The organism is Nonomuraea marmarensis (assembly GCF_043197025.1).
GTDB lineage: Bacteria > Actinomycetota > Actinomycetes > Streptosporangiales > Streptosporangiaceae > Nonomuraea > Nonomuraea marmarensis.
In genome coordinates this window covers 24,673-47,136 of the sequence record NZ_JBICRM010000048.1, presented here as the reverse complement: position 1 = coordinate 47,136, position 22,464 = coordinate 24,673, and the positions used below count along the sequence as shown (strand labels likewise).

The 22,464-nt window shown below is 68.5% G+C and carries 17 protein-coding genes and 3 pseudogenes; 4 read left to right on the top strand and 16 right to left on the bottom strand.

Going from position 1 to position 22,464, the window contains the following annotated elements; all coding sequences use genetic code 11:
- Positions 1-5: 5 nt before the first annotated feature.
- The 6 genes from gcl to ACFLIM_RS45365 are packed head-to-tail and all read right to left on the bottom strand — an operon-like array spanning position 6 to position 8,354.
- On the bottom strand, positions 6-1,775 hold the full coding sequence (gcl, locus tag ACFLIM_RS45390) for a glyoxylate carboligase (RefSeq protein WP_393176188.1): 1,770 nt from the start codon (positions 1,773-1,775) through the stop codon (positions 6-8).
- 10 nt (positions 1,776-1,785) lie between these two features.
- Positions 1,786-2,670, bottom strand: a complete 885-nt coding sequence (locus ACFLIM_RS45385) for a 2-hydroxy-3-oxopropionate reductase (RefSeq protein ID WP_393176186.1) — start codon at positions 2,668-2,670, stop codon at positions 1,786-1,788.
- A 12-nt stretch (positions 2,671-2,682) separates the two neighbouring features.
- Entirely contained in the window at positions 2,683-3,489 is an 807-nt protein-coding gene (locus ACFLIM_RS45380; RefSeq protein WP_393176184.1) for a hydroxypyruvate isomerase family protein, read from the bottom strand.
- Positions 3,490-3,535: 46 nt separating this feature from the next.
- Positions 3,536-4,246, bottom strand: a complete 711-nt coding sequence (locus tag ACFLIM_RS45375) for a fumarylacetoacetate hydrolase family protein (RefSeq protein WP_393176182.1) — start codon at positions 4,244-4,246, stop codon at positions 3,536-3,538.
- A complete protein-coding gene (locus tag ACFLIM_RS45370; protein WP_393176180.1) occupies positions 4,243-7,155 on the bottom strand; it encodes an FAD-binding and (Fe-S)-binding domain-containing protein in 2,913 nt (970 codons plus the stop codon). The genes ACFLIM_RS45375 and ACFLIM_RS45370 overlap by 4 nt, the downstream gene beginning before the upstream one ends.
- 32 nt (positions 7,156-7,187) lie before the next feature.
- Positions 7,188-8,354 (bottom strand): pyridoxal-phosphate-dependent aminotransferase family protein, encoded by a 1,167-nt coding sequence (locus tag ACFLIM_RS45365; protein ID WP_393176178.1) that lies wholly within the window; start codon positions 8,352-8,354, stop codon positions 7,188-7,190.
- A 256-nt stretch (positions 8,355-8,610) separates the two neighbouring features.
- Between ACFLIM_RS45365 and ACFLIM_RS45360 the strand changes: the two genes are divergently transcribed.
- On the top strand, positions 8,611-9,396 hold the full coding sequence (locus ACFLIM_RS45360; RefSeq protein WP_393176176.1) for an IclR family transcriptional regulator: 786 nt from the start codon (positions 8,611-8,613) through the stop codon (positions 9,394-9,396).
- 480 nt (positions 9,397-9,876) lie between these two features.
- Positions 9,877-11,259, top strand: a complete 1,383-nt coding sequence (locus ACFLIM_RS45355; RefSeq protein WP_393176174.1) for an SLC13 family permease — start codon at positions 9,877-9,879, stop codon at positions 11,257-11,259.
- Positions 11,260-11,751: 492 nt separating this feature from the next.
- On the opposite strand, the gene ACFLIM_RS45350 is transcribed toward ACFLIM_RS45355, so the two are convergent.
- The 3 genes from ACFLIM_RS45350 to ACFLIM_RS45340 form a co-directional block, all read right to left on the bottom strand.
- Positions 11,752-12,258, bottom strand: a complete 507-nt coding sequence (locus ACFLIM_RS45350; RefSeq protein WP_393176172.1) for a multicopper oxidase domain-containing protein — start codon at positions 12,256-12,258, stop codon at positions 11,752-11,754.
- Entirely contained in the window at positions 12,255-12,722 is a 468-nt protein-coding gene (locus ACFLIM_RS45345) for a hypothetical protein (protein ID WP_393176170.1), read from the bottom strand. The genes ACFLIM_RS45350 and ACFLIM_RS45345 overlap by 4 nt, the downstream gene beginning before the upstream one ends.
- 547 nt (positions 12,723-13,269) lie before the next feature.
- Positions 13,270-14,745, bottom strand: a complete 1,476-nt coding sequence (locus ACFLIM_RS45340) for an MFS transporter (RefSeq protein WP_393176168.1) — start codon at positions 14,743-14,745, stop codon at positions 13,270-13,272.
- Between the two features lie 133 nt (positions 14,746-14,878).
- Between ACFLIM_RS45340 and ACFLIM_RS45335 the strand changes: the two genes are divergently transcribed.
- Complete coding sequence (locus ACFLIM_RS45335) at positions 14,879-15,526, top strand: TetR/AcrR family transcriptional regulator (RefSeq protein ID WP_393176166.1); 648 nt, start codon at positions 14,879-14,881, stop codon at positions 15,524-15,526.
- A gap of 45 nt (positions 15,527-15,571) precedes the next feature.
- On the opposite strand, the pseudogene ACFLIM_RS45330 reads toward ACFLIM_RS45335, so the two are convergent.
- Positions 15,572-15,895, bottom strand: a pseudogene (locus ACFLIM_RS45330) (response regulator); the annotation flags it as partial.
- A gap of 6 nt (positions 15,896-15,901) precedes the next feature.
- On the bottom strand, positions 15,902-17,308 hold the full coding sequence (locus tag ACFLIM_RS45325; protein ID WP_393176164.1) for a CHASE3 domain-containing protein: 1,407 nt from the start codon (positions 17,306-17,308) through the stop codon (positions 15,902-15,904).
- Between the two features lie 261 nt (positions 17,309-17,569).
- Here ACFLIM_RS45325 and ACFLIM_RS45320 point away from each other — a divergent pair.
- Positions 17,570-17,737: pseudogene (locus ACFLIM_RS45320) on the top strand (IS256 family transposase); the annotation flags it as partial.
- Between the two features lie 43 nt (positions 17,738-17,780).
- On the opposite strand, the gene ACFLIM_RS45315 reads toward ACFLIM_RS45320, so the two are convergent.
- The 5 genes and pseudogenes from ACFLIM_RS45315 to ACFLIM_RS45295 form a co-directional block, all read right to left on the bottom strand.
- The gene (locus tag ACFLIM_RS45315) at positions 17,781-19,253 is read right to left on the bottom strand and encodes a catalase (protein ID WP_393176162.1); all 1,473 of its coding nucleotides are present in this window, start codon (positions 19,251-19,253) and stop codon (positions 17,781-17,783) included.
- Positions 19,254-19,436: 183 nt separating this feature from the next.
- A pseudogene (locus ACFLIM_RS45310) lies at positions 19,437-19,565 on the bottom strand (DNA starvation/stationary phase protection protein); the annotation flags it as partial.
- Positions 19,566-19,576: 11 nt separating this feature from the next.
- Positions 19,577-20,428, bottom strand: coding sequence for a mesaconyl-C4 CoA hydratase (locus tag ACFLIM_RS45305; protein WP_393176160.1), 852 nt, complete (start codon positions 20,426-20,428; stop codon positions 19,577-19,579).
- Positions 20,425-21,591: a CaiB/BaiF CoA transferase family protein gene (locus ACFLIM_RS45300; protein WP_393176158.1), complete on the bottom strand. Its 1,167-nt coding sequence runs from the start codon at positions 21,589-21,591 to the stop codon at positions 20,425-20,427. Before ACFLIM_RS45300 ends, ACFLIM_RS45305 begins: the two co-directional genes overlap by 4 nt.
- A complete protein-coding gene (locus tag ACFLIM_RS45295) occupies positions 21,591-22,463 on the bottom strand; it encodes an HpcH/HpaI aldolase/citrate lyase family protein (protein ID WP_393176156.1) in 873 nt (290 codons plus the stop codon). The genes ACFLIM_RS45300 and ACFLIM_RS45295 overlap by 1 nt, the downstream gene beginning before the upstream one ends.
- Position 22,464: the final 1 nt, after the last annotated feature.

The following is a 22,464-nucleotide window of genomic DNA, read 5'->3' as shown; positions in this document are numbered from 1 at the left end:
CCGCACTAGTCGAGGGAGGCGGGGTACGATTCGAACTCGGCATCGGCCAGGTCTTCGAATTCGAAGATCGCGTCGATCTCGGTTCCCATGGCGATATTCGTGACGCGCTCGAGGATGATCTCTACGATGACCGGGACGCGGAACTCTGTCATGAGTTTGACGGCCTCTTCGAACGCCTCCGGCAGTTCGGCCGCTGTACGCACGCGGATGGCCTTGCAACCGAGTCCTTCGGCGACCTTGACGTGGTCGACACCGTATCCCTCGAGGTCGGGGGAGTTCACGTTGTCGAATGCCAGTTGCACGTGATAATCCATGTCGAAGCCGCGCTGGGCTTGGCGGATGAGGCCGAGGTAGGAATTGTTCACCAGCACCTGTATGTAGGGCAGGTTGAACTGGGCGCCGACCGCGAGTTCCTCGATCATGAACTGGAAGTCGTAGTCGCCGGACAGGGCGACGACGGTGGCATCGGGCTCGGCCACGCGCACGCCGAGTGCCGCCGGCACTGTCCAGCCGAGCGGACCGGCCTGGCCGCAGTTGATCCAGTGGCGTGGCGCGTACACATGTAGGAACTGTCCGCCGGCGATCTGGGAGAGCCCGATCGCGGACACGTAACGCACGTCCCTGCCGAATGCCCTGTTCATTTCCTGGTAGACCCGTTGGGGTTTCATCGGCACGTTGTCGAAGTCCGTGCGCCGGTGCATGGTGCGCTTGCGTTCGAGGCAATCGGCGACCCAGTCCGCGCGGTCCGGCAGGAGGCCCACCTCTTTCCGATCGCGTGCGACCTCGACCAGCCGCTCCAGGGCCGCGGCGGCGTCGGAGACGATGCCGTAGTCGGGAGCGAAGACCCGCCCGATCTGGGTGGGCTCGATGTCGATGTGCACGAACGTACGTCCGCGGGTGTAGGTGTCCAGGCCTCCCGTGTGGCGGTTGGCCCATCGGTTGCCGATGCCGAGCACGAAGTCCGATGCCAGCATCGTCGCGTTGCCGTACCGATGCGAGGTCTGCAGCCCGACCATGCCGGCCATCAGCCGATGATCGTCCGGGATCGCTCCCCACCCCATCAGGGTCGGCACGACCGGCACGTCCAGCAGTTCGGCGAGCTCGACCAGCAGGTCGGCGGCGTCGGCGTTGATGACACCGCCACCCGCGACGATCAGCGGGCGCTCGGACGCAGCGAGCAGGTCCAGGGCCTTCTCCGCTTGCGCGCGGGTCGCGGCGGGTTTGTAGACGGGCAACGGCTCGTACGCGTCGATGTCGAACTCGATCTCGGCCAGCTGTACGTCGACCGGCAGGTCGATGAGGACCGGGCCGGGACGACCGGACCGCATCAGGTGAAAGGCCTGCTGAAAGGCGCCGGGCACCTGCCCAGGCTCCAGAACGGTCATGGCCATCTTGGTGACGGGCTTAGCGATGGAGGCGATGTCGACCGCCTGGAAGTCCTCCTTGTGCAGGCGTGAGACCGGCGCCTGCCCGGTGATGCACAGAATGGGGATGGAGTCGGCCCACGCCGAGTACAGACCCGTGATCATGTCGGTGCCCGCCGGACCGGACGTGCCGACGCACACGCCGATGTTTCCGGCGCGGGCGCGGGTGTAGCCCTCGGCCATGTGCGAGGCGCCCTCGACGTGACGCGCGAGGATGTGCTTGATACCACCGTGCGCCCGCATCGCGGAGTAGAAGGGATTGATGGCCGCGCCCGGTAGCCCGAAGGTCTGAGTGGCGTTCTCGCGTTCCAGGATCTTCACCGCTGCGTCGACGGTTCGCATACGTGGCATGACAGATCTCCTAGCGGTTCGTACGGCCGGACAGTTGCTCCACGATCAGCAGCAGGGCGGAATGGTCGAGGTTCCCGTGTCCTTGGGCGCGTGCCGCGCCCATCAGCTGGGCGACGGCGGCACCGAGTGGGATCGCGACGCCCGCCTCCCTGGCGGCGGCGGTGACGATGCCCATGTCCTTGTGGTGCAGGTCGATCCGGAATCCAGGCTGGAAGGCGCGGGCGCGCATCCCGGCGGCCTTGCGGTCGAGGATCCGGTTACCGGCCAGGCCGCCCGCGAGGACCTTGACCGCGGCCTCGGTATCCACACCATGGGCTTCGAGGAACACGATGGCCTCGGCGACGAGCTCGATGGTGCCCGCGACGATGAGCTGGTTGGCCGCCTTGACGGTCTGCCCCGAACCGGCGGGTCCCACGTGCACCACGGTTGACCCGACGGCTTCGAGGACCGGGCGGGCGGCCTCGAACTCGGCGGCGCCGCCACCGACCATGATGGACAGGCTGGCCTCGATCGCTCCGCTCTCACCACCGGAGACCGGGGCGTCCACGGCGCGCAGACCGTGAGCGACGGCGGCTTCGGCGAGCCGCACGCTGACGTCGGGGCGGATCGTGCTGGCGTCGATCCAGAGGCTGCCGGTCGGCGCGTGTGCCAGGATCCCGTCCTCGCCGAGCACGACGTCCTCGACATCGGGTGAGTCCGGCAGCATGGTGACGATGACATCCGCCTCGCGAACGGCATCGGCGATGCCGGCGGCCCCTCGGCCGCCCTGCTCCACCAATCGGTCGACCTTGGCCTTGCTCCGGTTGAATCCGGTGACGTCGAAACCGGCCTTGACCAGGTTGGCGGCCATCGGGCCGCCCATGATGCCAAGCCCGATGACGGTGACGGCGGTCATACGAGTTCTCCTTCAGCGCGTGGAGGTGGTCGCGGAGCGACGGTCGCGGGGCAGCCAGGCGAAGGGATCCCCGGTGGTGGCGCGGTACTCGAGCCCGGTCCAGCCCTGGTAACCGGTTCGCTCGAGCGCGGCCAACCAACGATCGAGCGGCAGGTCGCCGGTTCCGGGTTCACCGCGTCCGGGGGCGTCGGCGATCTGGACGTGACCGACGCGGCCGGCGTGCGCGCTGATCGCCGCGTCGACGTCGTCTCCGTTGACCGACAGGTGGTAGAGGTCCGCCAGCAGGCGGAGGTTGGTGACGCCGCTGTCGCGGGTCACCCGCTCGATGACCGCGACGGCGTCGGCGGACGTCTTGAGCGGGTAACGGTCGGCGCCACTGACCGGTTCGACGAGAACGGTGCCTGCCACGGCCGAGGCGGCCAGGGCGAGGTTCTCGGCGGCGAGGTCGTCCTGTTGCCCGGCGGTGGCGCCGTCCACGCGGTTGCCGTAGAGGGCGTTGAAGGACCGGCATCCGAGCCGTCGGCCGATGTCGGCCACCACCGCGATGTTGTCTCGCAGCTCCGCGGACCGTCCGGGCCACGACATCAGTCCGCGGTCGCCCGCGGGCATGTCGCCCGCGGCGAAGTTGAGCCCGATCAGTTGCACGCCCGCGTCGTCGATGGCTCGCACGAAGGCGTCGACCTCGCCGTCGGCGGGTACGGAGGTGCTGAACGGCCACCAGAACTCAACCGCGTCGAAACCGGCGGCTCGGGCCGCATCCGGACGCTCCAGCAGCGGCAGGTCGGTCAGCAGGATCGAACAGTTCACCGCGTATCGCACGGCGGCTCCTTCCGTGTCTGTGTTGGTCACACGACGTCTGCGTTGGTCACACGACGGAATTCGTCAGGGTGCCGACGCCTTCGATGTCGACGTCCACCACGTCCCCGGGGGCCAGCGGCCCGACACCGGCGGGGCTGCCGGTCAGCAGGACGTCGCCCGGCTGCAGGGTGATCCAGCGGGTCACGTAGGACAGCAACTCGCCGACCCCGAAGATCATGTCCTTGGTGGGGCTGTCCTGGACGAGCCGGCCGTTGACCTTCGTACGAATGTGCAGCGCGGCGGGATCGTCCACGTCGGTCTCGATCCAGGGCCCGAGCGGGCAGAAGGTGTCCGCGCTCTTGGCCCGCACCCACTGCCCGTCCGCTCGCCAGTCGTCGGCGGTGATGTCGTTGGCGCAGGTGTAGCCGAGGATGTAGTCGCGGTAGGACTCCTCGGGCACCTCGCGCGCTGTCCTGCCGATCACGACGGCCAGTTCGCCCTCGTACTCCAGGCGTCGCAGATCCGGTGGGAAGCGCACCGCGGATCCGGGTCCGGTGACAGCGTTGACCGCTTTGAGGAACAGTTTCGGCTTCCCGGTCCCGTCCGGCTGCCCATAGTTCCTCCCCGCGCAGACGACCACCCGGGGATCGCATGGCGCGAGCAGCGTCACCTCCCGCAGCGCGGCCACGATCGGTCCCCCGCTCCGCTCGTGTACGGCGTCGCCGATCACGACACCGGACCCGACGTGCCCGGCATGGTCGTATCGCACGATTCTCATCGGTGCCTGCTCACCTCCGCGCCGGCCAAAGCCGCACGCACTAGTTCGATCGGGTGCCACGCATCGCGTTGGGCGCCGTGGAAAATCTGCTGGCGGCAGGACACCCCGGTGGCCGCGACGACCGTGGTCTCGGGCTCGGCGGCGAGCGCCGGGAACAGGCGGTCCTGGCCGACGGTCATCGAGACGTCATAGTGCTCGGACTCGAAGCCGAAGGAACCGGCCATACCGCAGCAACCGGCGTCAAGTTCGACGACCTCCACGCCGGGGATACGGCGCAACAGAGCCATCGTGGCGGCGGTGCCGACCTCCGCCTTCTGGTGGCAGTGGCCGTGGAACAGGATTCGCCTGCCCGCCAGCCAGGAGTCCTCACGCAAGCGCAACCGGCGCGCATCGATGGCCTCGGTCAGCAACTCCTCCACCTGCCGGACCCGGTCCGCGACCTGACGCACCCGCGGGTCGTCGGGCATCATCGCGACGTGCTCGTCGCGCAACGTGTACAGGCACGACGGTTCGCAGCCCACGATGGGGGCGTCGGTCTCGGCGAGCGCGGCGATCAGCTTGCCTGCCTTGGCCTTGGCGTCGTCGACCAGTCCTTTGGACAGGCTCGACCTGCCACAGCAGCCCCCGCCGGCCAGCCGTACGCCCCACCCGGCCTGTTCGAGCAGTTCGATGGCGGCCCGGCCGATGTGGGGTTCGGTGTAGGTGGTGAAGGAGTCGGCCAGGAACGTCACGGTCCCCTGCGCGGCGGGCACCTCGGGGCCGCGACGCTTGCGGAACCAGCGCACGAGGTTGAGCCGGTGGTAGACCGGCAGGGGGCGGGCCGAGGTGATGCCGATCGTGCGGTCCAGCAGCGAGCGCAGGACCCCGACTCGTGCGGGCAGGTTCGACAGTGGCGCGGTGGCCGAGCCGAGGCGGTTCAGCGCCCGGATCGACCCGAATATCCGTGAACGGAGCGGCACTCCGTGGATGTCGTGGTGATGTGAGAGGGTCTCGGCCTTGAGGGTGGCCATGTCCACACTCATCGGGCACTCGCTCTTGCAGGCCTTGCACATCAGGCAGAGGTCGAGGATCTCGTGCAGCCGCTCGTCCCCGAGCGCCGCCCGAGGGTCCGGTTCGGACAGTGCCTTGACCAGCGCGTTCGCCCGGCCGCGCGTGGAGTGCTCTTCCTGGCGCGTGGCGATGTAGGACGGGCACATCGCTCCCGTCGTGCTCTTACGGCACAGCCCGATGTTCATACACCGGTCGGCCGCGCCCCGCATCCCACCGACCACCTCGAACTGAAGCCGGGTGTCGAACGGCTTCGCGGGCGGCAACGCGGAATCCCTGAGGTGATCCGTCATCGGCGGGGCGTCGACGATTTTGCCGGGGTTCATCAGATTGGCCGGATCGAAGACGCGCTTCACCGCGCGCATCGCCTCATACAGCTCGTCGCCGAAGATCTCCCGGTTGAACTCGCTGCGGGCCAGGCCGTCCCCGTGCTCACTGGAGTTGACCCCTCCGTACTCGGCGACGAGGTTCTTGATCTCCCCGGCCACGGCGCGCATCTTGCGCACCTCATCCGGCTTCGCCAAGTCGACGAACGGACGGATGTGCAGGCAGCCGACCGAGCAGTGACCATAGAAGCCCGCCGTCAGCTCGTGCTTGTCGAGCACCTCCCGGAAGCGGCGGGTGTAGTCCACGAGATGCGCCGGGTCGACCGCCGTGTCCTCGATGAAGGCCAGCGGACGACGCGTGCCGACGCTCGCGGCCATGAGCAGTCCCAGACTGGACTTGCGCACCTTCAGCAAGGCGGTCTGCTGGGACGGGGTCACCGCCCGCAGCGTGTGATATCCGTGCGAGTTGCGCTTCCACACCTCGGTGACCTGGTCGAGCTTGGCGATCAGCGCGTCCTCGTCGTCGCCGCTGAACGACACGAACAGCAGCGCGTCCGGGTCACCTTGCAGGATGCCGCCGAGCTCGGCGTACTCGATCTTCTGGCGAGACAGGTCCAGGATGGTGCGGTCCATCAGTTCGACCTGCGCCGGGTCGCAGGACAACGCATCCTGAGTGGCGGCGATCGCGGCGGCCGTCGAGGTGAAGTGGCCGACCGCGTACACCGTCCTGCGCGGCTTGGGCACCAGGTCCACCAAGGCCTGGGTCGCGACGACCAGGGTGCCTTCCGAACCCACGACGAACTTCGCCAGATCGAATTCCGGGCCTGCGGCCAGCCGATCGAGCCGGTATCCGCACGCCCGGCGCCAAAACGGCGGGAAGCCTGTCGCGATGGCTGAGGCGTTGGCGCGCATCAGCTCCGGCAACTCGCGATACAGGCGGCCTTCCAGCGTGGGCTGGCCGGCACGACGCGCACGTTCGGCCTCGTCGACGGGCTCGAGCCGGGCGCGTGAGCCGTCAGCGAGTACGACGTCCAATGCCCGGACGTGATCGATGGTCATCCCGTAGGTGAGCGAGCCGCTGCCCGCGGAGTTGTTGCCGATCATCCCGCCGATGGTGGCGCGGTTGCTGGTCGAGGTGTCCGGCCCGAACATCAGCCCGTGCGCGGCCGCAGCCTGGTTGAGCTGGTCCTGCACGACGCCCACCTCGACGAGCGCGGTACGGGCCTCGGGGTCGAGGTCGAGGATGCGGTTCATGTGCCGGGAGAAGTCCAGGACCAAGCCGGGGCCGATCGTCTGGCCCGCAAGGCTGGTGCCCGCCCCGCGCGGGACGACCGGCACTCCTGCCTCCCCCGCGGCCCGCACCGCCGCCGCCACGTCGTCAGCGTGCCTGGGGAACACCACACCGACCGGCGTGATCGAGTACATGCTCGCGTCGCGGGAGAACAGGTGCCGCGTGTAGTCGTCGAACGCGACCTCGCCATCGAGGTCGCGGCTCAGCGTGTGGGCGAGCCCGACGCCGTCGATCTGTGCTGTCATCACTGGATCCTTCGGGCTCATCGCCGTGTTCTTCACAGCGACTGCAGGCGATCGAGCGCCGAGTTGAGGCCGGTGGGGTCGATCCGCACGCCGGCGAGCGTCAGGCCCATCTGCACCCCGGCGAGCGTCCCGGCCAGCATCAGGTCGTTGAAGCTGCCCAGATGCCCGATGCGGAAGACGCGTCCTGCCAGCTTGCCGAGACCTGCCCCCAGAGACATGTCGAAACGGTCGAGGATGATCGCCCTGATCTTGTCGGCGTCATGCCCCTCCGGCACCATGATCGCGGTCAAGGAGCTCGAATGCTCGCGTTCGTCAGCGCAGAGCACCTCCAATCCCCAGCCGGTGACCGCGGCGCGCGTGGCCTCCGCGTGCCGGACGTGGCGCGCGAACACGGCGTCGAGCCCCTCGGCGTCGAGTAGGCGCAGCGCCTCACGCAGGCCGTAGAGCAGGTTCGTGGCCGGGGTGTACGGGAAGAAGCCGCGCTCGTTGGCCGCCAGGATGGGCTGCCAGTTCCAGAACGACTTGGGCAGCCGTGCCGAGCGTGATGCATTCAACGCCTTCTCACTGATGGCGTTGAAGCTGAGCCCCGGCGGGAGCATCAGGCCCTTCTGCGAGCCCGCAACCGTCACGTCGACACCCCACTCGTCGTGCCGGTAGTCGATGGATCCCAGCGACGAGATGGTGTCGACCAGAAGTAGTGCGGGGTGAGCGGCCGCGTCGATGGCGGCCCGTACCTCCGCGACGCGGCTGGTGACGCCGGTCGAGGTCTCGTTGTGCACGACGCACACGGCCTTGATGGTGTGCCCGGTGTCCTGCACCAGCCGCTCGGCGACCACCTCGGGGTTCACCCCGTGGCGCCAGTCTCCGGGCACGAAGTCGACCTCAAGCCCGAGACCGGTGGCCATCTCCTGCCACAGGGTGGCGAAGTGACCCGTCTCGAAGCACAACACCCGGTCCCCCGGACTCAAGGTGTTGACCAGCGCCGCCTCCCACGCTCCCGTGCCCGAAGCCGGGTAAATGACAACCGGCCTCTGAGTGCCGAACACCGGCTTGATCCCGTCCAGCACCGCACGGCCTAGCTCGGCGAACTCCGGACCCCGGTGGTCGATGGTCTGTGCCGACATCGCCCGAAGTACCGAGTCGGGCACGTTCGTCGGGCCCGGAATCTGGAGAAAGTGACGGCCGCCGGCATAGCTCATGAGAGGTCCCTTCGGTTCTCGGCCACCCTTGGCCGACACCCCATTTTCCGCAATACGGAAAGTAAATACCGCTATACGAACCCTAACTGTCGATTGCCGCGAACGTCAAAGAGGAAAAAATTTTCCATATTGTGGAAAAACGCTCTCGACTGCCGCCGCCCCAGGGGACCTCATCGCGCCGTGCCGGCCGTCAAGCGTTCCCCGTATCCAGGGCTTTTTCAGCTGCCATCCGGGATAGGTTACGCTTCGGTACACCATGAACAGCGGCGACCGGAGGACGCAGGGCATGTCGCGTGACCCGGGTTCTCCCGACCGTGTACAGGCGTTGCATCGCGCGTTCGGCCTGCTGGAGCTGATGGCCGACGCCGACGGTGAGATGCCCCTGAGCCAGCTCGCCGCCCGCTCGGGGCTGCCTCTGCCGACCATTTACCGCATCATCCGAACACTCGTCGACTCGGGTTACGTTCGCCAACTGCCTTCCCGTAGCTACGCCTTGGGACCACGCCTCATCGGGCTGGGGGAAAGCGCCTCGCGCAAGCTGGGCGCATGGGCCCGGCCAGTGCTGGCCGATCTCGTGGAGACCGTGGGCGAGACTGCCAACATGGCGATGGTCGACGGTGATATGGCCGTCTACGTCGCGCAGGTGCCTTCCCGGCACTCGATGCGAATGTTCACCGAGGTGGGACGCCGCGTGTTTCTGCACGACACGGGCGTCGGCAAGGCGCTGCTGGCGCAACTCCCACCCGAGACGGCACGCGAGATCGTGCTCCGCGCCGGAATGCCCGCCGCGACCGCACGGTCCATCACCGACCCGGACATCCTCGAGAAAGAACTCGACCGTACCCGGAGCCGGGGCTACGCCATCGACGACGCCGAACAGGAGACCGGTGTCCGTTGCCTCGCCGTCCCGGTCATAGGCGCGCCGACGCTGACGGCGATCTCCGTTTCGGGTCCCGAAGGCCGGATCACCTCCGAATCGATCCCCCGAGTCGTGACCCACCTCAAGGCAGCCGCAGCACGGCTGATCCAAGAGTTCGCCTGAATGTGATCGGGCGGCCTCGGCCTCCCAGGCGCCTGCGCCGACGCAGGCTAGATCACGACCGGACGAGCGGTATCGGCTCGATGGCCTGGAAGATCTCCCAGCCGAGCTCGGCGAAAACCGGGCCACTGTGGTCGAGGGCCGACACCGCGACAGGCGCGCAACACCCGCCCGTGGGGTGCCGATCAGGCCAGTGACCTGCGGAAAGTGGCGACCGCCTGGCGTCATCGCCGGAGTATCCTTCAACGTCGCCTGCTGCCGTGATGCGCAAGACACATCTCGCGAGAGGGTGCGGCGACAACCGCCGCGTCCACGTTCGCGATCGCACAGTGGGGCTTGACCGCTCGATGTGAGCTACCCCATACTCACCAAAACGGAATAGCAATTTCACATTACGGAAACAATTCCCTGGCGCCGGGGACAGCGAGGCAGACCTCGCACACGACGATCCACAGATTCCTTCCCCCCATCCGGGAGGCTTCCTTGTCCGTAGAAGTCATCTCAATCCTCGTCCTGGCCGGCATCTTCCTCCTAGCCACGGTGCGGCCCGTGAACCTGGGCGCCCTCGCCATCGTCGCCGCCTTCATCCTGGGCATCTCGGTGCTCCCGGGAGCGGACGTCGGAGAGAAGACCGACGCGATCTTCGCCGGCTTCCCCGGCGACCTGTTCGTCGTGCTCGCCGGCGTCACATTCCTCTTCGCCATCGCAAAGAACAACGGAACCGTCGACTGGCTCGTCCATGCCGCCATCCGGGCGGTGGGCGGCCGCATCGGCCTGATCCCGTGGGTCATGTTCTTGGTCACGGCCTGCCTCACCGCGATCGGCGCCGTGGTGCCGGCATCAGTGGCGATCATCTCTCCGATAGGGATGGGCTTCGCCGCCCGCTACAAGATCAACCCGATCCTGATGGGCTTGATGATCATCAACGGGGCCAGCGCGGGCGGCTTCTCGCCCATGAGCATCTTCGGCGGCATCACCAACGGCGTGGTCGCGAAGGCCGGCCTGCCGGGCAACCCGACGCTGCTGTTCCTGGCATCGTTCCTGTTCAACCTCGCCATCAGCCTGGTGGTCTTCTTCCTTTGGGGCGGCCGTGAGCTGCTCGGCCGCCGTGCCGATGACACCGGCGGCGAGGCCGCCGAGGGCGGTAGCGACACCACCCGCCCAGACGGCGAAACCGTCGCCGCCGCCTCGGCCTCCGGATCGTCGGGCGGAGGCGCCGCGACCGCCACGATCGCGCCGGACGGCGTGGCCGGAACGGCTATCGCCTTGGACCGTGACCGGATCCTGACCCTGATCGGCCTGGTCTTCCTGACCATCGGTGCGCTGTTCTTCGACCTCAACGTCGGCCTGGTCGCCATCACCGTGGCCGCGCTCCTGGCGCTCATCTCGCCGGCCTCCGCCAAGAACAGCGTCAACCAGATCGCCTGGCCCACGGTGCTGCTGGTGTGCGGCATCGTCATGTACGTCGGCGTCATGGAGAGCATCGGCACCATCAAATGGCTGGGCAATGAGGTCGCCACCATCGGCACTCCGTTGCTGGCCGCGCTCATCATCTGCTTGATCGGGGGCGCGGTGTCCGCCTTCGCCTCCACCACCGGCATCCTTGGCGCGCTCATCCCGCTCGCTGTGCCCTTCCTCACCGGTGGCAGTGCCGTCGGAGCGGTCGGTCTCATCGCCGCCCTGGCCATCTCCTCCTCGGTTGTCGACTCCAGCCCGTTCTCGACCAGCGGCGCGCTCGTCGTCGCGAATTCGCCGGAGGACAAGCGAGATGCCGTTTACAAGGGCCTCATGCGGTGGGGCTTCAGCATGGTGCTTCTCGCTCCGCTCGCCACCTGGATCATCTTGGTTGTGCCCGGCTGGCTATGATCACAACGCGCGCCCGAGCTGCACGTTGTAGTGCTTCAAAACTCGCACGTATGGTTTGAACTGGTGCATCACAGGATCAGTCACGCGGCTCGGCGATACTCCTTGATCGCTCCGCAGAGCACTTTGCGGCGTTCGATCGGCACCATAACCTGCTCGTCTTGATCAGGTGGTCGTTGCCCGGCCTGGCGTGGCCGGTGTGGGTCGGCACGGGGCGCAGTTTCCGGTGTTGCCATCGGCCTGTTTCCCCGTGCCGCCCTCCCGGGTGAAGTCGACCGCCGGCGAGGTGCCCATGGCCGGGTCCTCTTCCGTCGGTCTCTCGCTGCGCGCGGATCGAGCCCCGACGACGCCGCCGCAGGGTCGAGCACCGCCCCCGCGACCAGCGCCGCGAGCCAGACCGGGAAGGTGTCGGCCAACACTGGTGTGGCGCTCGAAAATAGGATTTGGTCTTGAGCTGTTGTCTTCTGAGTCAGGCTGCGTGTTGGTACTCACCGATCAGTCCGCCGAGGATGGGCCTGCGGCGCACGTGGAGAGCATCCCGTCCTCGCGTGCCGCAGCCAGGTCATGAACGAGCCGAGATTCCCAGCCTGCCGCCGGCAGCACCAGGTCGGTGGGGAATCCGTCGCTGTCCGGCGGAGTGTGGCCACCGTGCAGATGGACGACGGAGGGAACCGGGAGTTCGTTGCGATGCGTCACGGTGACGCGTCGCCCGCTGCGCGTGGCGAGGGTCGGGCCAGGGTAGATCCCGTCGTAACCGAATATCGGCGTACGCAGCAGTATCTCCGCCTCCGCCTGGCGCTGTGTGATGACGTAATGGTCGCCCGCCGCGTCGCTGCGTACCGGGCGCGCGATCGGCGGGACGGGGAGCGGCACGTCGAACCGCTGAGGGAGCCGGACCCGGCTGCGCAGCAGTGCGCCCGTCTGTTCGTTGACGCCGAAACTGCCGGCGCCCAGCGCGGACAGCCCGGCCACTCCGAGGAAGGCACGACGCGTGATCTTCATCGGACGCGCTGCCCGCGCGGTCGCCGCACCCGCGCGACCGCAGTGTCCGAGCGGAACAGCCACACGGTCAGCAGTATCTGCATCGCGATGATCGACACCCCGAGCGGGATGTGCACGGCGACGATCCCCTCTAAGCCCACGCCGACCTGGACCTCCCCTGCCACCAGGACGGCGAGACTCGCCCAGAGCGGCCAGAACCGGCCTCGGCCCTTCCACGCGAACGCGACCGCGGCGATCACCTGCACGAGGTCGAACAGAGTAACGATCACCGCATTGATCTGGTGGGCGGCGAGCGCGTCGACCTTGCCGCTGAGGTAGAGGCCGGCCAGAGCAGACTGCGCGATCATCGACAGCGCGTGCATGACGGCGACCACCCGCAGGACCTGCAGCGTCACGCGGGGTCCGGGCACTCGTGCGTCGGACGTCGCCGGGGTGCCGGGGGTGTCGTGAGTCAGGCTTTCCATTTCAATCTCCGTTTCCGTGAGTAGAGAAGGCGCACCAGGACAGGGCGCGCCAGCGAGGGCGGGGTACACCCAGCCAGAAATGGCCGGCGGGGGCAGCGGTGCGCCCGGCGCGAGACTGCTGGACAGGTAGAAGACGCCTACCGCCGCACCCACAACGGTCAGAGCTGGCCGTGTGGGCGTGGACATGGCGAGGTCTTCCCTTCTCAATCTCAGCGGTGGTTTGAGGCTTGCGACCTGGTGGGGTTGGTCCTCCATCACCAAGTGGCCGACATGCGGCAGTTGATTACGCGAGGTCGCCAGTGCCGCCCCCTGTTCGCCTTCTTCGCCGGCATGGCCGAGCCGAACGCGAGTGCATCCGCGCGAAGAAGGCCAAGCGCCCCGCGAACACGACCGACTTGAAGGATGCCCCGAGGTCTTCGACGATGACATGGCTGCCTACGCCTGCAGCCTCCGGGCCAACGGCGTCCACGTCCCCGAGATCGCCCGCAATTGACGGTCAGATGAGTGGCCAAGCCGGCGAGATCGAGCTGTGGATATTCCAGCATGGTCAGCCGTGCAGCGCGGCGGCGGCTCGGCGGGAATCTTCGGGACCGATGCCACGCAGCCCGGCCGCGGCGATGAGCGCGCCGGCGGCGGCGATGATGGTGCCGACAAGGAACGCGGCGCGATAGCCGCCGACTTGCGCGCCGGCGACTGAGGCGCCACTGGCCAGCAGACCGGTGGTGGAGGTGGTGGCCACGAGCACGTACACGGCCAGTGCCAGCGCGCCACCGACCTGCTGGGCGGCGTTGATGATGCCGGAGGCAAGGCCGGTCTCCTCGTGCCGGACCTTGGCCAGTGCCGCGATCGTCACGGAGATGAAGGCCCATCCGGCGCCGAAGCCGACCAGCGCCAGGCCGGGGGCTACGTCACGCCAGTAACTCCCGGCCAGGGGAAGCCGGATGAAGGTGGCCAGGCCGACCGCCATGATCGCCAGCCCGGACGCCAGTACGGGCCGCACACCCAGGCGGGGGATCAGCCGGCCGGCCCCGACCGCTATGGCGGCCATCATGGCGATGACCAGGCTCAGGTAGGAGGCCCCTGTTTGGAACGGGCTGTAGTTCAGCAGGGTCTGAAGGTAGAGGGTGAGCAGGAAGAACATGCCCGCGAAAGCGGATGGGGTGAGTAATCCGACGACGACGGCGACCGAGGTGATCCGCTGGCCGAAGAACCGCAGCGGCACCAGTGGCTCGCGCTGGCGCGCCTCGACCACCACGAAGGCGGCCAGCAGGACGGCACAGCCGCCCAGGCTCGCCAGGATGACCGGTGAGTCCCACCCGTAGGTGGTGGCTCCGAGCAGGGCGTAGACCAGCGCGAGCAGGCCGCCGGTCACGGTCACCGCCCCGGCGATGTCGAAGCGCCGCCTGGCGGCGGCTCGGTCGGCTGGTATCAGCGCGGGGATGAGCGCCAGCACGGCTATGCCGACCGGGACGTTGATGTAGAAGATCCACCGCCAGGACAGCAGGTCGGTCAGGGCACCCCCGAGCAGCACGCCCAGCGCACCCCCGGCCCCCGCGATGCCGCCCCACACGCCGAACGCGCGGGCCCGCTCCCCTGGCTCGCGGAACATCAGCGTGATCAAGGCGAGCGCCGCCGGGGAGACCATCGCGGAGCCGAGGCCCTGCACGGCGCGCGCTCCAATGAGGACCCCCGGAGTCCATGCCAGCCCGTTGATCAGCGACGCCACCGTGAAGACGACCAGGCCGGCCAGCAGCAGCCGACGCCGGCCGACGAGGTCGCCAATCCGGCCGCCGAGCAACAGGAACCCGCCGAACATCAACCAGTACGCGTTGGCGACCCAGGCCAGGCTCGACACAGAAAAGGCCAGGTCATGCCGGATGGCCGGCATCGCGACGTTCACGATGGTGTCATCGACGGTGAGCATGAACTGCACCAGGCACAACACCACCAGGGCCACCCAGCGGCGACTGGACGGGGCACCTCTCGTGGTCTCGGACAGGGGTTGCCCGGAAACCGTCATCATGTGTTCCCCTCTCTAACGGCTTCCAATGATACGAACAGTGTGTTGATATCATGCCGACATCATGTTGGCAATATTGCCATCTTTCCGACGACGAGTTGCCATCATGCCGACATCCGGTCTGTATCCTTGGAACATGCCGAAGATCTCCGCCGAGACGGTGGCCGACCACCGCGCCATGCAGCGGACGGCCATCGTCCATGCCGCAATCGATGTGCTGCTGGAGCACGGCTACGCCGCACTCAACTTCAGCGAGGTCGCCACCCGGGCAGGCCTGGCCCGCCCAAGCGTCTACTCCTACTTCAAATCCAAGGACGACCTGGTCGTAGCAGCCTGTGAGCACCAACTCCCCAAGTTCCTGCAACGCATCGAGCAGGCGATGTCACGGGCCAGGACCCCGCGCTCACGGCTGACCGCGTTCATCCGCGCACAATTGGAGGCGGCCGCCGTCGGTGAGCATCGCCTCGCGCTGGCGGTCGAGCACACGGACCTGTCGCCCGAAGCGTGGCGGCGCATCGGCGACCTGCACGAGCGGTTCGCACCCGGCATCGCCGGCGTGCTCACCGAACTCGGCCACTCACATCCCGACGTCCTGGCCGAGCTTGTCCAGGGGATCGTCAACGCCGGGGTCAAGCGCATCGACGCGGGCGAACCACCGACCCGGGTGATCCGGCTGGCGACCGAGCTGGTCATGCGGGGACTCGCCCTCCCTGCGGCGGGCCGCGATGAGTTCCTGGACGAGGCTGGGATCGACGACCGAGCCACCATGGACGATGCGCCGTAGCGCCTCGAGGAAGTCACCCACATTGATCACCCTGCTCTTGAGCAGGTAGCCGACCCGGTGGCCCGCGGCGAGCAACTCCATCGCCTGCTCGACCTCGACGTGGGCCGACAGCAGCAGGATCCCCGTCTCCGGCGACTCCTCCCGTATCACCCAGGCCGCCTCCAGACCCTCGGTCGCCTGACCGGGGGGCATCCGGATGTCCACGATGACGAGGCCCGGCCTTCGCTCCCGGACCAGGGCGAGGAGCCCCGGCGCGTCTCCGGCCTGGCCGACGACCTCGAACCCCGAGCTCGCGAGCAGGCTTGCGAGCCCTTCACGCAGCAGAACGTCGTCGTCCGCCAACGCCACCCGCGTCCGGCTTCCGTTCATGTCTGGTCAGCCCGTGGGCAGCATCTGCTGGCTATCGACCGCCGACGGGAGATCGACGATGAGCGCGGTGCCCTGAGCAGGCGGGCTGATGACGGTGATGGCTCCGCCCAGCGCCTCGACCCGATCGGTGACTCCGACCAGCCCGGACCCCCTGCCGACTGCAGCGCCTCCGACGCCGTCATCGCGTACCTCGAGATGCAGGACCCCGTCCCGGGCGTCTGCCCGCACCGTCGAGACCGTCGCGCGGGCGTGTTTGGCCGTGTTCGCAAGCGCCTCGCAAACCACGTAGTACGCGGCCACCTCGACCGATTCAGGCAACCGGACGGGTACGTTCACATCCAGCTCGACCGGGACCGGGCTGCGGCGGGCCAGGGCCTTCAGGGCCGGAACCAGGCCGGCCCGGCTCAGGATCACCGGGTGGATGCCGCGGGAGATCTCGCGCAACTCGTCCACCGCCTCCCCCAACCCGTCGGCCAGCCGGTTCAGCTGCTCACCGAGCTCCGCCTGGTCCTCGGGCAGCGCGGTCTGGGCGGACCGGATGTCGAGCGCGAGCGAGACCAGCCGCTGCTGGATGCCGTCGTGCAGGTCGCGTTCGATACGCCGGTGGGCCTGGTCGGCGGCGGTCACGATGCGTGAGCGCGAGGCGGCCAGCTCCTCCCGGTTCCTGGCCAGGGTGGCCGCCATCGTGTTGAAGCTACGCGTCAGAAGGCCGATCTCACCGGCACCGCGACCCGGCACGCGCGCCGCGAGGTCGCCGCCCGCCAGCCGCCCGGCGATCGCGGCCACGCGGCGGACCGGCGCGACCACCGCGCGGGTGAGGTAGCCCGTATACGCCGCGATGAGCGCGATGGACGCGATCAGGCCCGCCGCGCCGACGACGCCGGCGCGGCGCGCGGCCGCGTCGGAGCGCGTCTGCTGGGCATCGACCACCGCCTGCTCGGCCGCCACCAGCGCGCCGAAGTCCGCGCGCATCGCGTCCACGCGCCGCTTCCCCTCGACGACCACCGTGGCCGGGATCCCATCGGGGTCGCGGCGGACGGCCTCCACGAGCGGCGTCGAGTAGTCGTCGATGTACGAGGTACCCGCGGCCGCGATCCGCCGGGCGCGAGCCTGCTGCGCGGGATTGTCGGCGACCAGCCGCTCCAGCTTGTCGATCTCCCCGGGGTATGCCGCGACGGCCTCTTGCCACGGCTGAAGGAACTGCTGCTGACCTGTGAGGGCGAACCCGCGCGGGCCCGTCTCCATGTCGATGATCAGACGTTCCAACCGGTTGGCCACCACCAGGACCTGCGTGGAGTGCCTCGTGCGAAGCTGCGACCGGTGCATGTCAGCGATCGAGAACAGCAGTGTCACAAAGGTGGCCCCGACGACCAGCGCCAGCACGATCCCCGCAGCCACCGCCCGCTGGGTCAAACCGCTCCCCACGCCAGCCCCCGGTCCGCGTATCCGGCTTAGGCCCATTCCCCTGCCCGGCCCAAGCCTTCATTGAATTCTATCGCTGCTGGTCACGATGGGCATGCGGGCGGTACTCGCCGAGGCCATGTCGGGGGCAGAGCACGCGATCCGGCGCCGACTCCGCCCCAAGACCAACGAAGGCGTGGTGGAGATGATCCGCCATGGTGTCGCGGTCAAGGCGTCACAGGGTGGCTGCTGTTCGGGGCGTGCGGCTTTGCCGGTTCGGCAACCGGAGACTTCGTGCCCGCCCTGGCGCAGTTCCTGGGGCCCTCGGTGGGCCTCTCCTCGGCCACCGTGACCCGGCTGACCGCCCAGTGGCAGGCCGACCACGCCGTATTCCAGGAGCGGGACCTGTCCGGCACGGATTACGTCTACGTCTGGGCGGACGAGCGGCAACGCTTGCTCGGGCGCCGCGAGCGGATTGTCTCCTCTACCGCGGTGGAGTCGCCAGACCCAGATCGTGGGCGATGCGCGTGCCGAGGTCGGGGTCGACCTTGCTCCAGTAGTCGTTGACGGCGCGCTCCTGGATGAAGCGCTCCACCCCCTGGCTCAGGTGCCAGACGATGTTGCCGACCAGATGGTCCCGATCGGTTGGCGACATCACCTGGCGGTAGAGCGTGCCGGGCTGGATGAAGTCGTTGTCGTCCTTGTGCGCCACGTAGGCCGTGCGCATGATCTCGGCGGCCTCCATAAACCAGCTCGGATCGCGGTAGCGCTGCGGGTCGGCCCGCGGGCCGCCGTAGCTGTTCGGTGCGTAGACCGGCTGGTTCCCGTTGTGGCGGTAGCGCATCGGGCCGTCCTTGTTGTAATTGTGCACCTCGTTGATCGGCCGGTTGACCGGCAGCTGGTCATAGTTCGGGCCGGTGCGATAGCGGCTCGAGTCGCCGTAGGCGAACATCCGGCCCAGCACCATCCGGTCCGGGCTGGGCCCGATGCCCGGGACCATGTTCGACACCTCGAATCCGGCCTGCACAATCTGGGCGAAGAAGTTCTCGGGGTTGCGGTCGAGCACCATCCGGCCGATGGGGATCGTCGGGTAGTCCTTTTGCGGCCAGACCTTGGTGAGGTCGAAGGGGTTGAAGCGGTAGTCGGCCGCGTCCTCGAAGGGCATGATCTGCATCTCGAGGCGCCAGGACGGGTAGTCCTGGCGGGCGATCGCCTCCCACAGGTCACGCCGGTGGTAGTCGAGGTCCTCGGCGCGCATGGCCCTGGCCTCGGCGTCGGTCATGTTCTGGATGCCCTGCTCGGTCTTGAAGTGGTATTTGACCCAGAACTTCTTGCCCGCGGCGTTCTCCCACAGGTACGTGCTGCTGCTGTAGCCGTTCATGTGCCGCCAGGAGCGCGGCGTGCCCCGGTCGCTCATCAGGATCGTCACCTGGTGGGCCGACTCGGGCGACAGCGTCCAGAAGTCCCACTGCATGTTGTTGCTGCGCAGGCCGGTGTCGGGCATGCGCTCCTGCGAGTGAATGAAGTCAGGGAACTTCATGGGGTCGCGCACGAAGAAGACCGGCGTGTTGTTGCCGACGAGGTCATAGTTGCCCTCTTCGGTGTAGAACTTGAGGGCGAAGCCGCGCACGTCACGGTCCGAGTCCGGGTAGCCCTCTTCGCCGGCCACCGACGAGAGGCGCGCGAGCATCGGCGTGCGCTTGCCGACTTCGTTGAGGAAGGCGGCCTTGGTCCACTGGGTGACGTCGGCGGTCACCTCGAAGTAGCCGAAGGCGCCGCCGCCCTTGACGTGGTACACGCGATCGGGGACACGCTCGCGGACGAAGTGGGCCAGCTTCTCGTTCAGGTAGGCATCCTGCAGCAGCACAGGGCCGGCGGGGCCGGCCGTGAGTGCGTACTCATCGCTGGGCGCGGGGATACCGGCGTCCGTGGTCGTGTTCGGTGGTTCGTTACTCATTCCCTCTCCCCCACTCTTATTCCACGACATTCGCATCCGCTCTGGCACCAAGGAGCAATCATCAACACCTGTGGTTGAAGATCTTTTATCCGGCCGCGCGTGCCTCTGCCGTGGCGCGGTTGATGATGACGGTGCCCGGCCACCGCAGCGCACAATCAGCCGCATGGCGCAAGAGGCGGCTGGTCAGTTGTGGGGCGCCTCGACCAGCGGGGTGTCGACCAGATGCTCGATCAGGAACCAGGACAGCAGCTCACCGGTGCGGATGACGTCGGAGACCAGCAGATCGTTGGTGCCATCGTCACCCATGTCCTGGGCGCGCAGTCCTATGTGCTCCACGGGCGCAGCGTGCTCGTCGCGGTGACCCTGCCCGCGCCGTCCATGACGTGCGCCGATACGAAGGGCTCCGCGGGGTCGGGGGTCACCGTCAGGCGTTGCTCGCCGAACATCGGCGCGACCAGTCGGTAGGCGAACTCCTGGCCGGCGAACGGCACGCCCGAGCGACGGATCAGCTCGCCCATCATCAGGGCCTGCAACGGCCCGTGCACGACCAGGCCAGGGTAGCCCTCCCGCGCGGCATACGCGGGGTCGTAGTGAATGCGGTGCGCGTTGTAGGTCAGCGCTGAGAACCGGAACAGCACCACGGAGTCCACATCGAGCCCCAGGCTCCCCTCGGGAGCCGTGAAGACGGAAGTCTCGGCGGTGCCGGCCTTCGCGGGAAGCGCCGATCCGAGGGTCCGGTAGACGATGTCCTGCTCATCGGCGATCGCCAGCCGGCCGCCCTGCTCGATGTCGCTGCGGAGGGTCACGAACGTCAGCGGCCCGGACTTGCCTTCCTTTTCCGCGGTACGGATGACGCACGTGGTGCGAGTCGCGGGCTCGCCGAAGCGCAGCGGGGTGTGCGTGGACACCCGCCCGCCGGCGAACATGCGCAGCCGGCCGGGACCCGGGGGATCCGGTGTGCCGTGCGTCGGGTGCCCGTCCGGGCCCAGGTCTGCCTGCCTGCGACGCTCGAGCAGGTAGACCCAGTGCCATAGGGCTGGCAGCTCCTCGCCGCTGGCGGGTGGGTCGATGTCCAGCAGGCCGGCGAGGGCTTCGGCCGGCTCGGGGGTGATCAGCTCGGTGCGACGGCTGGTCTGGGCTCCGCCTTGCCCTGCGGCGGCTTCGCTCGACATCACGTCTGGTCCTCCGTCGAGTCGGTCGCCCTGGCGGCGAACTCCGCACGAATGGCGTCGCTGTGCTGGCCGGCCGCTGGTATCGCGCCCATGGCCGCCTCCCGTCCCGCCACGGTGACCGGAGGCAGCAGGGAGCGGACGGGGCCGGCAGGCGTGTCCACCTCGCGCCACCGGTCGCGGGCCTCGAACTGCGGGTGCTCGGCGAACTCGAGCATGGTACGCATGCGGGCGTTGGCGATGCCAACCTCGTCGAGGCGCTCGGTGACCTGCTGGGCCGTCAGGCCGGACAGGGCGTCCTCGATCATCACGCGCAGCTCCGCGTCGTTCTGCACGCGGCTGGAGTTGCGGACGAAGCGGGGATCCTGCGACAACTCTGGCCGGCCCAGCACGTCGGCGCAGAGGACCGCCCACTCGCGCTCGTTCTGCAAGCCGACGAACACCTCCGCCCCGTCGCCGGCCCGGTACGGCCCGTAGGGAGAGATGGAGGCGTGGCGGGCGCCGGTGCGGCTCGGAGGCGTGCCGCCGTAGCCGGCGTAGAAGTACGGCTGGCTGGTCCACTCCCCGAGTGCGTCCAGCATCGCCACCTCGAAGCCGGTGCCGGCGCCGGTGCGCTCGCGCTCGTACAGGGCGGTGAGCACACCGCTGTAGGCGTACATGCCGGCCGCGATGTCCGCGACCGAGATGCCGGCCTTGGCGGGCGCCTCGGGCGTGCCGGTCACCGACAGCAGGCCGGCTTCGCACTGGATGAGCAGGTCGTAGGCCTTCTTGTGCTGGTAGGGACCCGCCGAGCCGTAACCGGAGATCGAGCAGGTGATCAGTTGTGGGTGCTTCGCCCGCAGGGTCTCCCCGTCCAGGCCGAGCCGCTGCACCGCCCCTGGCGCGAGGTTCTGCACGAACACGTCCGCCCGCGCGAGCATCGCGTCGAGGAGCGCGCGGTCATCGGGTGCCTTGATGTCGAGCGTGATGCTCTCCTTGCCCCGGTTGAGCCACACGAAGTAGCTCGACATGCCCTTGACCGCACCGTCATAGCCACGGGCGAAGTCCCCGCCGCCCAAACGCTCGACCTTGATCACGCGTGCGCCGAGGTCGGCCAGCTGGCGGGTGGCGAACGGCGCCGCCACGGCCTGTTCCAACGCGACGACGGTGATGCCCTCCAACGGGAGCACTAGGACCTCCTCGGGTCGTCAGGGACGGGCTCCAGGCCGGCCCGTCGCAGTACCGCCCGGGCGCCTGCCACGACCGGCCGGTCGACCATCTGGCCGTCCAGCCGTCCCGCACCGCCGTCAGCAGCGCTGTTCAGGATCCGGCAGGCCCGGCGCACATCCTCCTCGCTGGGGCTGAACGCGGCGTTGACGGCGCTCACCTGGCGCGGGTGGACGCACAGCTTACCGCCGAAGCCCAGACCGGCCGCGGTGGCCGCCTCCGCCTCGACGACGGCAGGGTCGTCCAGGACGACGGTGACACCGTCGACCGGTGCGGCTGCCCGCGCCGCGCGCGACGCCACCACGAGAGAGGAACGCGCGTACAACATCGGCGTCGGGGCATCCTCGGCACCGAGGTCAAGAGCGAAGTCGATCGAGCCGAAGGCCAGGCGGGCCACGCACCGCGCCGAGGCCAGCTCGAATGCGCGGTGCAGGCCCAACGCCGTCTCGACCAGCGCGACCACCGGCGTGTCCGGGCCCAGGACGTCGCCCAGCTCGGCCAGAACCCGCGGATCCTCGGCCTTCGGCAGCATGACGGCACGCAGGCCCCGTATCCCGGTCAGCGCGGAGACGTCCGCATCGTGAAACGGAGTGCCGTGGGCGTTGATCCGCACGCAGGCGGCGCCGCCCGCACCGAGCCAGCGCACGACCTCCGCGCGGGCCGATTCCTTGGCATCGGCGGCGACGGCGTCCTCCAGATCGCAGACCACGACGTCAGCGCCGCTCGCGGCCGCCTTGGCGAACCGGTCGCCGCGGTCACCAGGGACGAACAACCAGGAGCGGGCGCTGAGCACATCCACCGTCGCGGGCCGGCGGGGTTCGGCGTGTGCGCTCATG

What these genes read in the sequence shown, in the direction of transcription:
- gcl (WP_393176188.1), bottom strand. Translation starts at nt 1,775, where the DNA reads ATGCCACGTATGCGAACCGTCGACGCAGCGGTGAAGATCCTGGAACGC.
- ACFLIM_RS45385 (WP_393176186.1), bottom strand. Translation starts at nt 2,670, where the DNA reads ATGACCGCCGTCACCGTCATCGGGCTTGGCATCATGGGCGGCCCGATG.
- ACFLIM_RS45375 (WP_393176182.1), bottom strand. Translation starts at nt 4,246, where the DNA reads ATGAGAATCGTGCGATACGACCATGCCGGGCACGTCGGGTCCGGTGTC.
- ACFLIM_RS45370 (WP_393176180.1), bottom strand. Translation starts at nt 7,155, where the DNA reads ATGACAGCACAGATCGACGGCGTCGGGCTCGCCCACACGCTGAGCCGC.
- ACFLIM_RS45365 (WP_393176178.1), bottom strand. Translation starts at nt 8,354, where the DNA reads ATGAGCTATGCCGGCGGCCGTCACTTTCTCCAGATTCCGGGCCCGACG.
- ACFLIM_RS45360 (WP_393176176.1), top strand. Translation starts at nt 8,611, where the DNA reads ATGAACAGCGGCGACCGGAGGACGCAGGGCATGTCGCGTGACCCGGGT.
- ACFLIM_RS45350 (WP_393176172.1), bottom strand. Translation starts at nt 12,258, where the DNA reads ATGAAGATCACGCGTCGTGCCTTCCTCGGAGTGGCCGGGCTGTCCGCG.
- ACFLIM_RS45345 (WP_393176170.1), bottom strand. Translation starts at nt 12,722, where the DNA reads ATGGAAAGCCTGACTCACGACACCCCCGGCACCCCGGCGACGTCCGAC.
- ACFLIM_RS45340 (WP_393176168.1), bottom strand. Translation starts at nt 14,745, where the DNA reads ATGATGACGGTTTCCGGGCAACCCCTGTCCGAGACCACGAGAGGTGCC.
- ACFLIM_RS45335 (WP_393176166.1), top strand. Translation starts at nt 14,879, where the DNA reads ATGCCGAAGATCTCCGCCGAGACGGTGGCCGACCACCGCGCCATGCAG.
- ACFLIM_RS45315 (WP_393176162.1), bottom strand. Translation starts at nt 19,253, where the DNA reads ATGAGTAACGAACCACCGAACACGACCACGGACGCCGGTATCCCCGCG.
- ACFLIM_RS45295 (WP_393176156.1), bottom strand. Translation starts at nt 22,463, where the DNA reads ATGAGCGCACACGCCGAACCCCGCCGGCCCGCGACGGTGGATGTGCTC.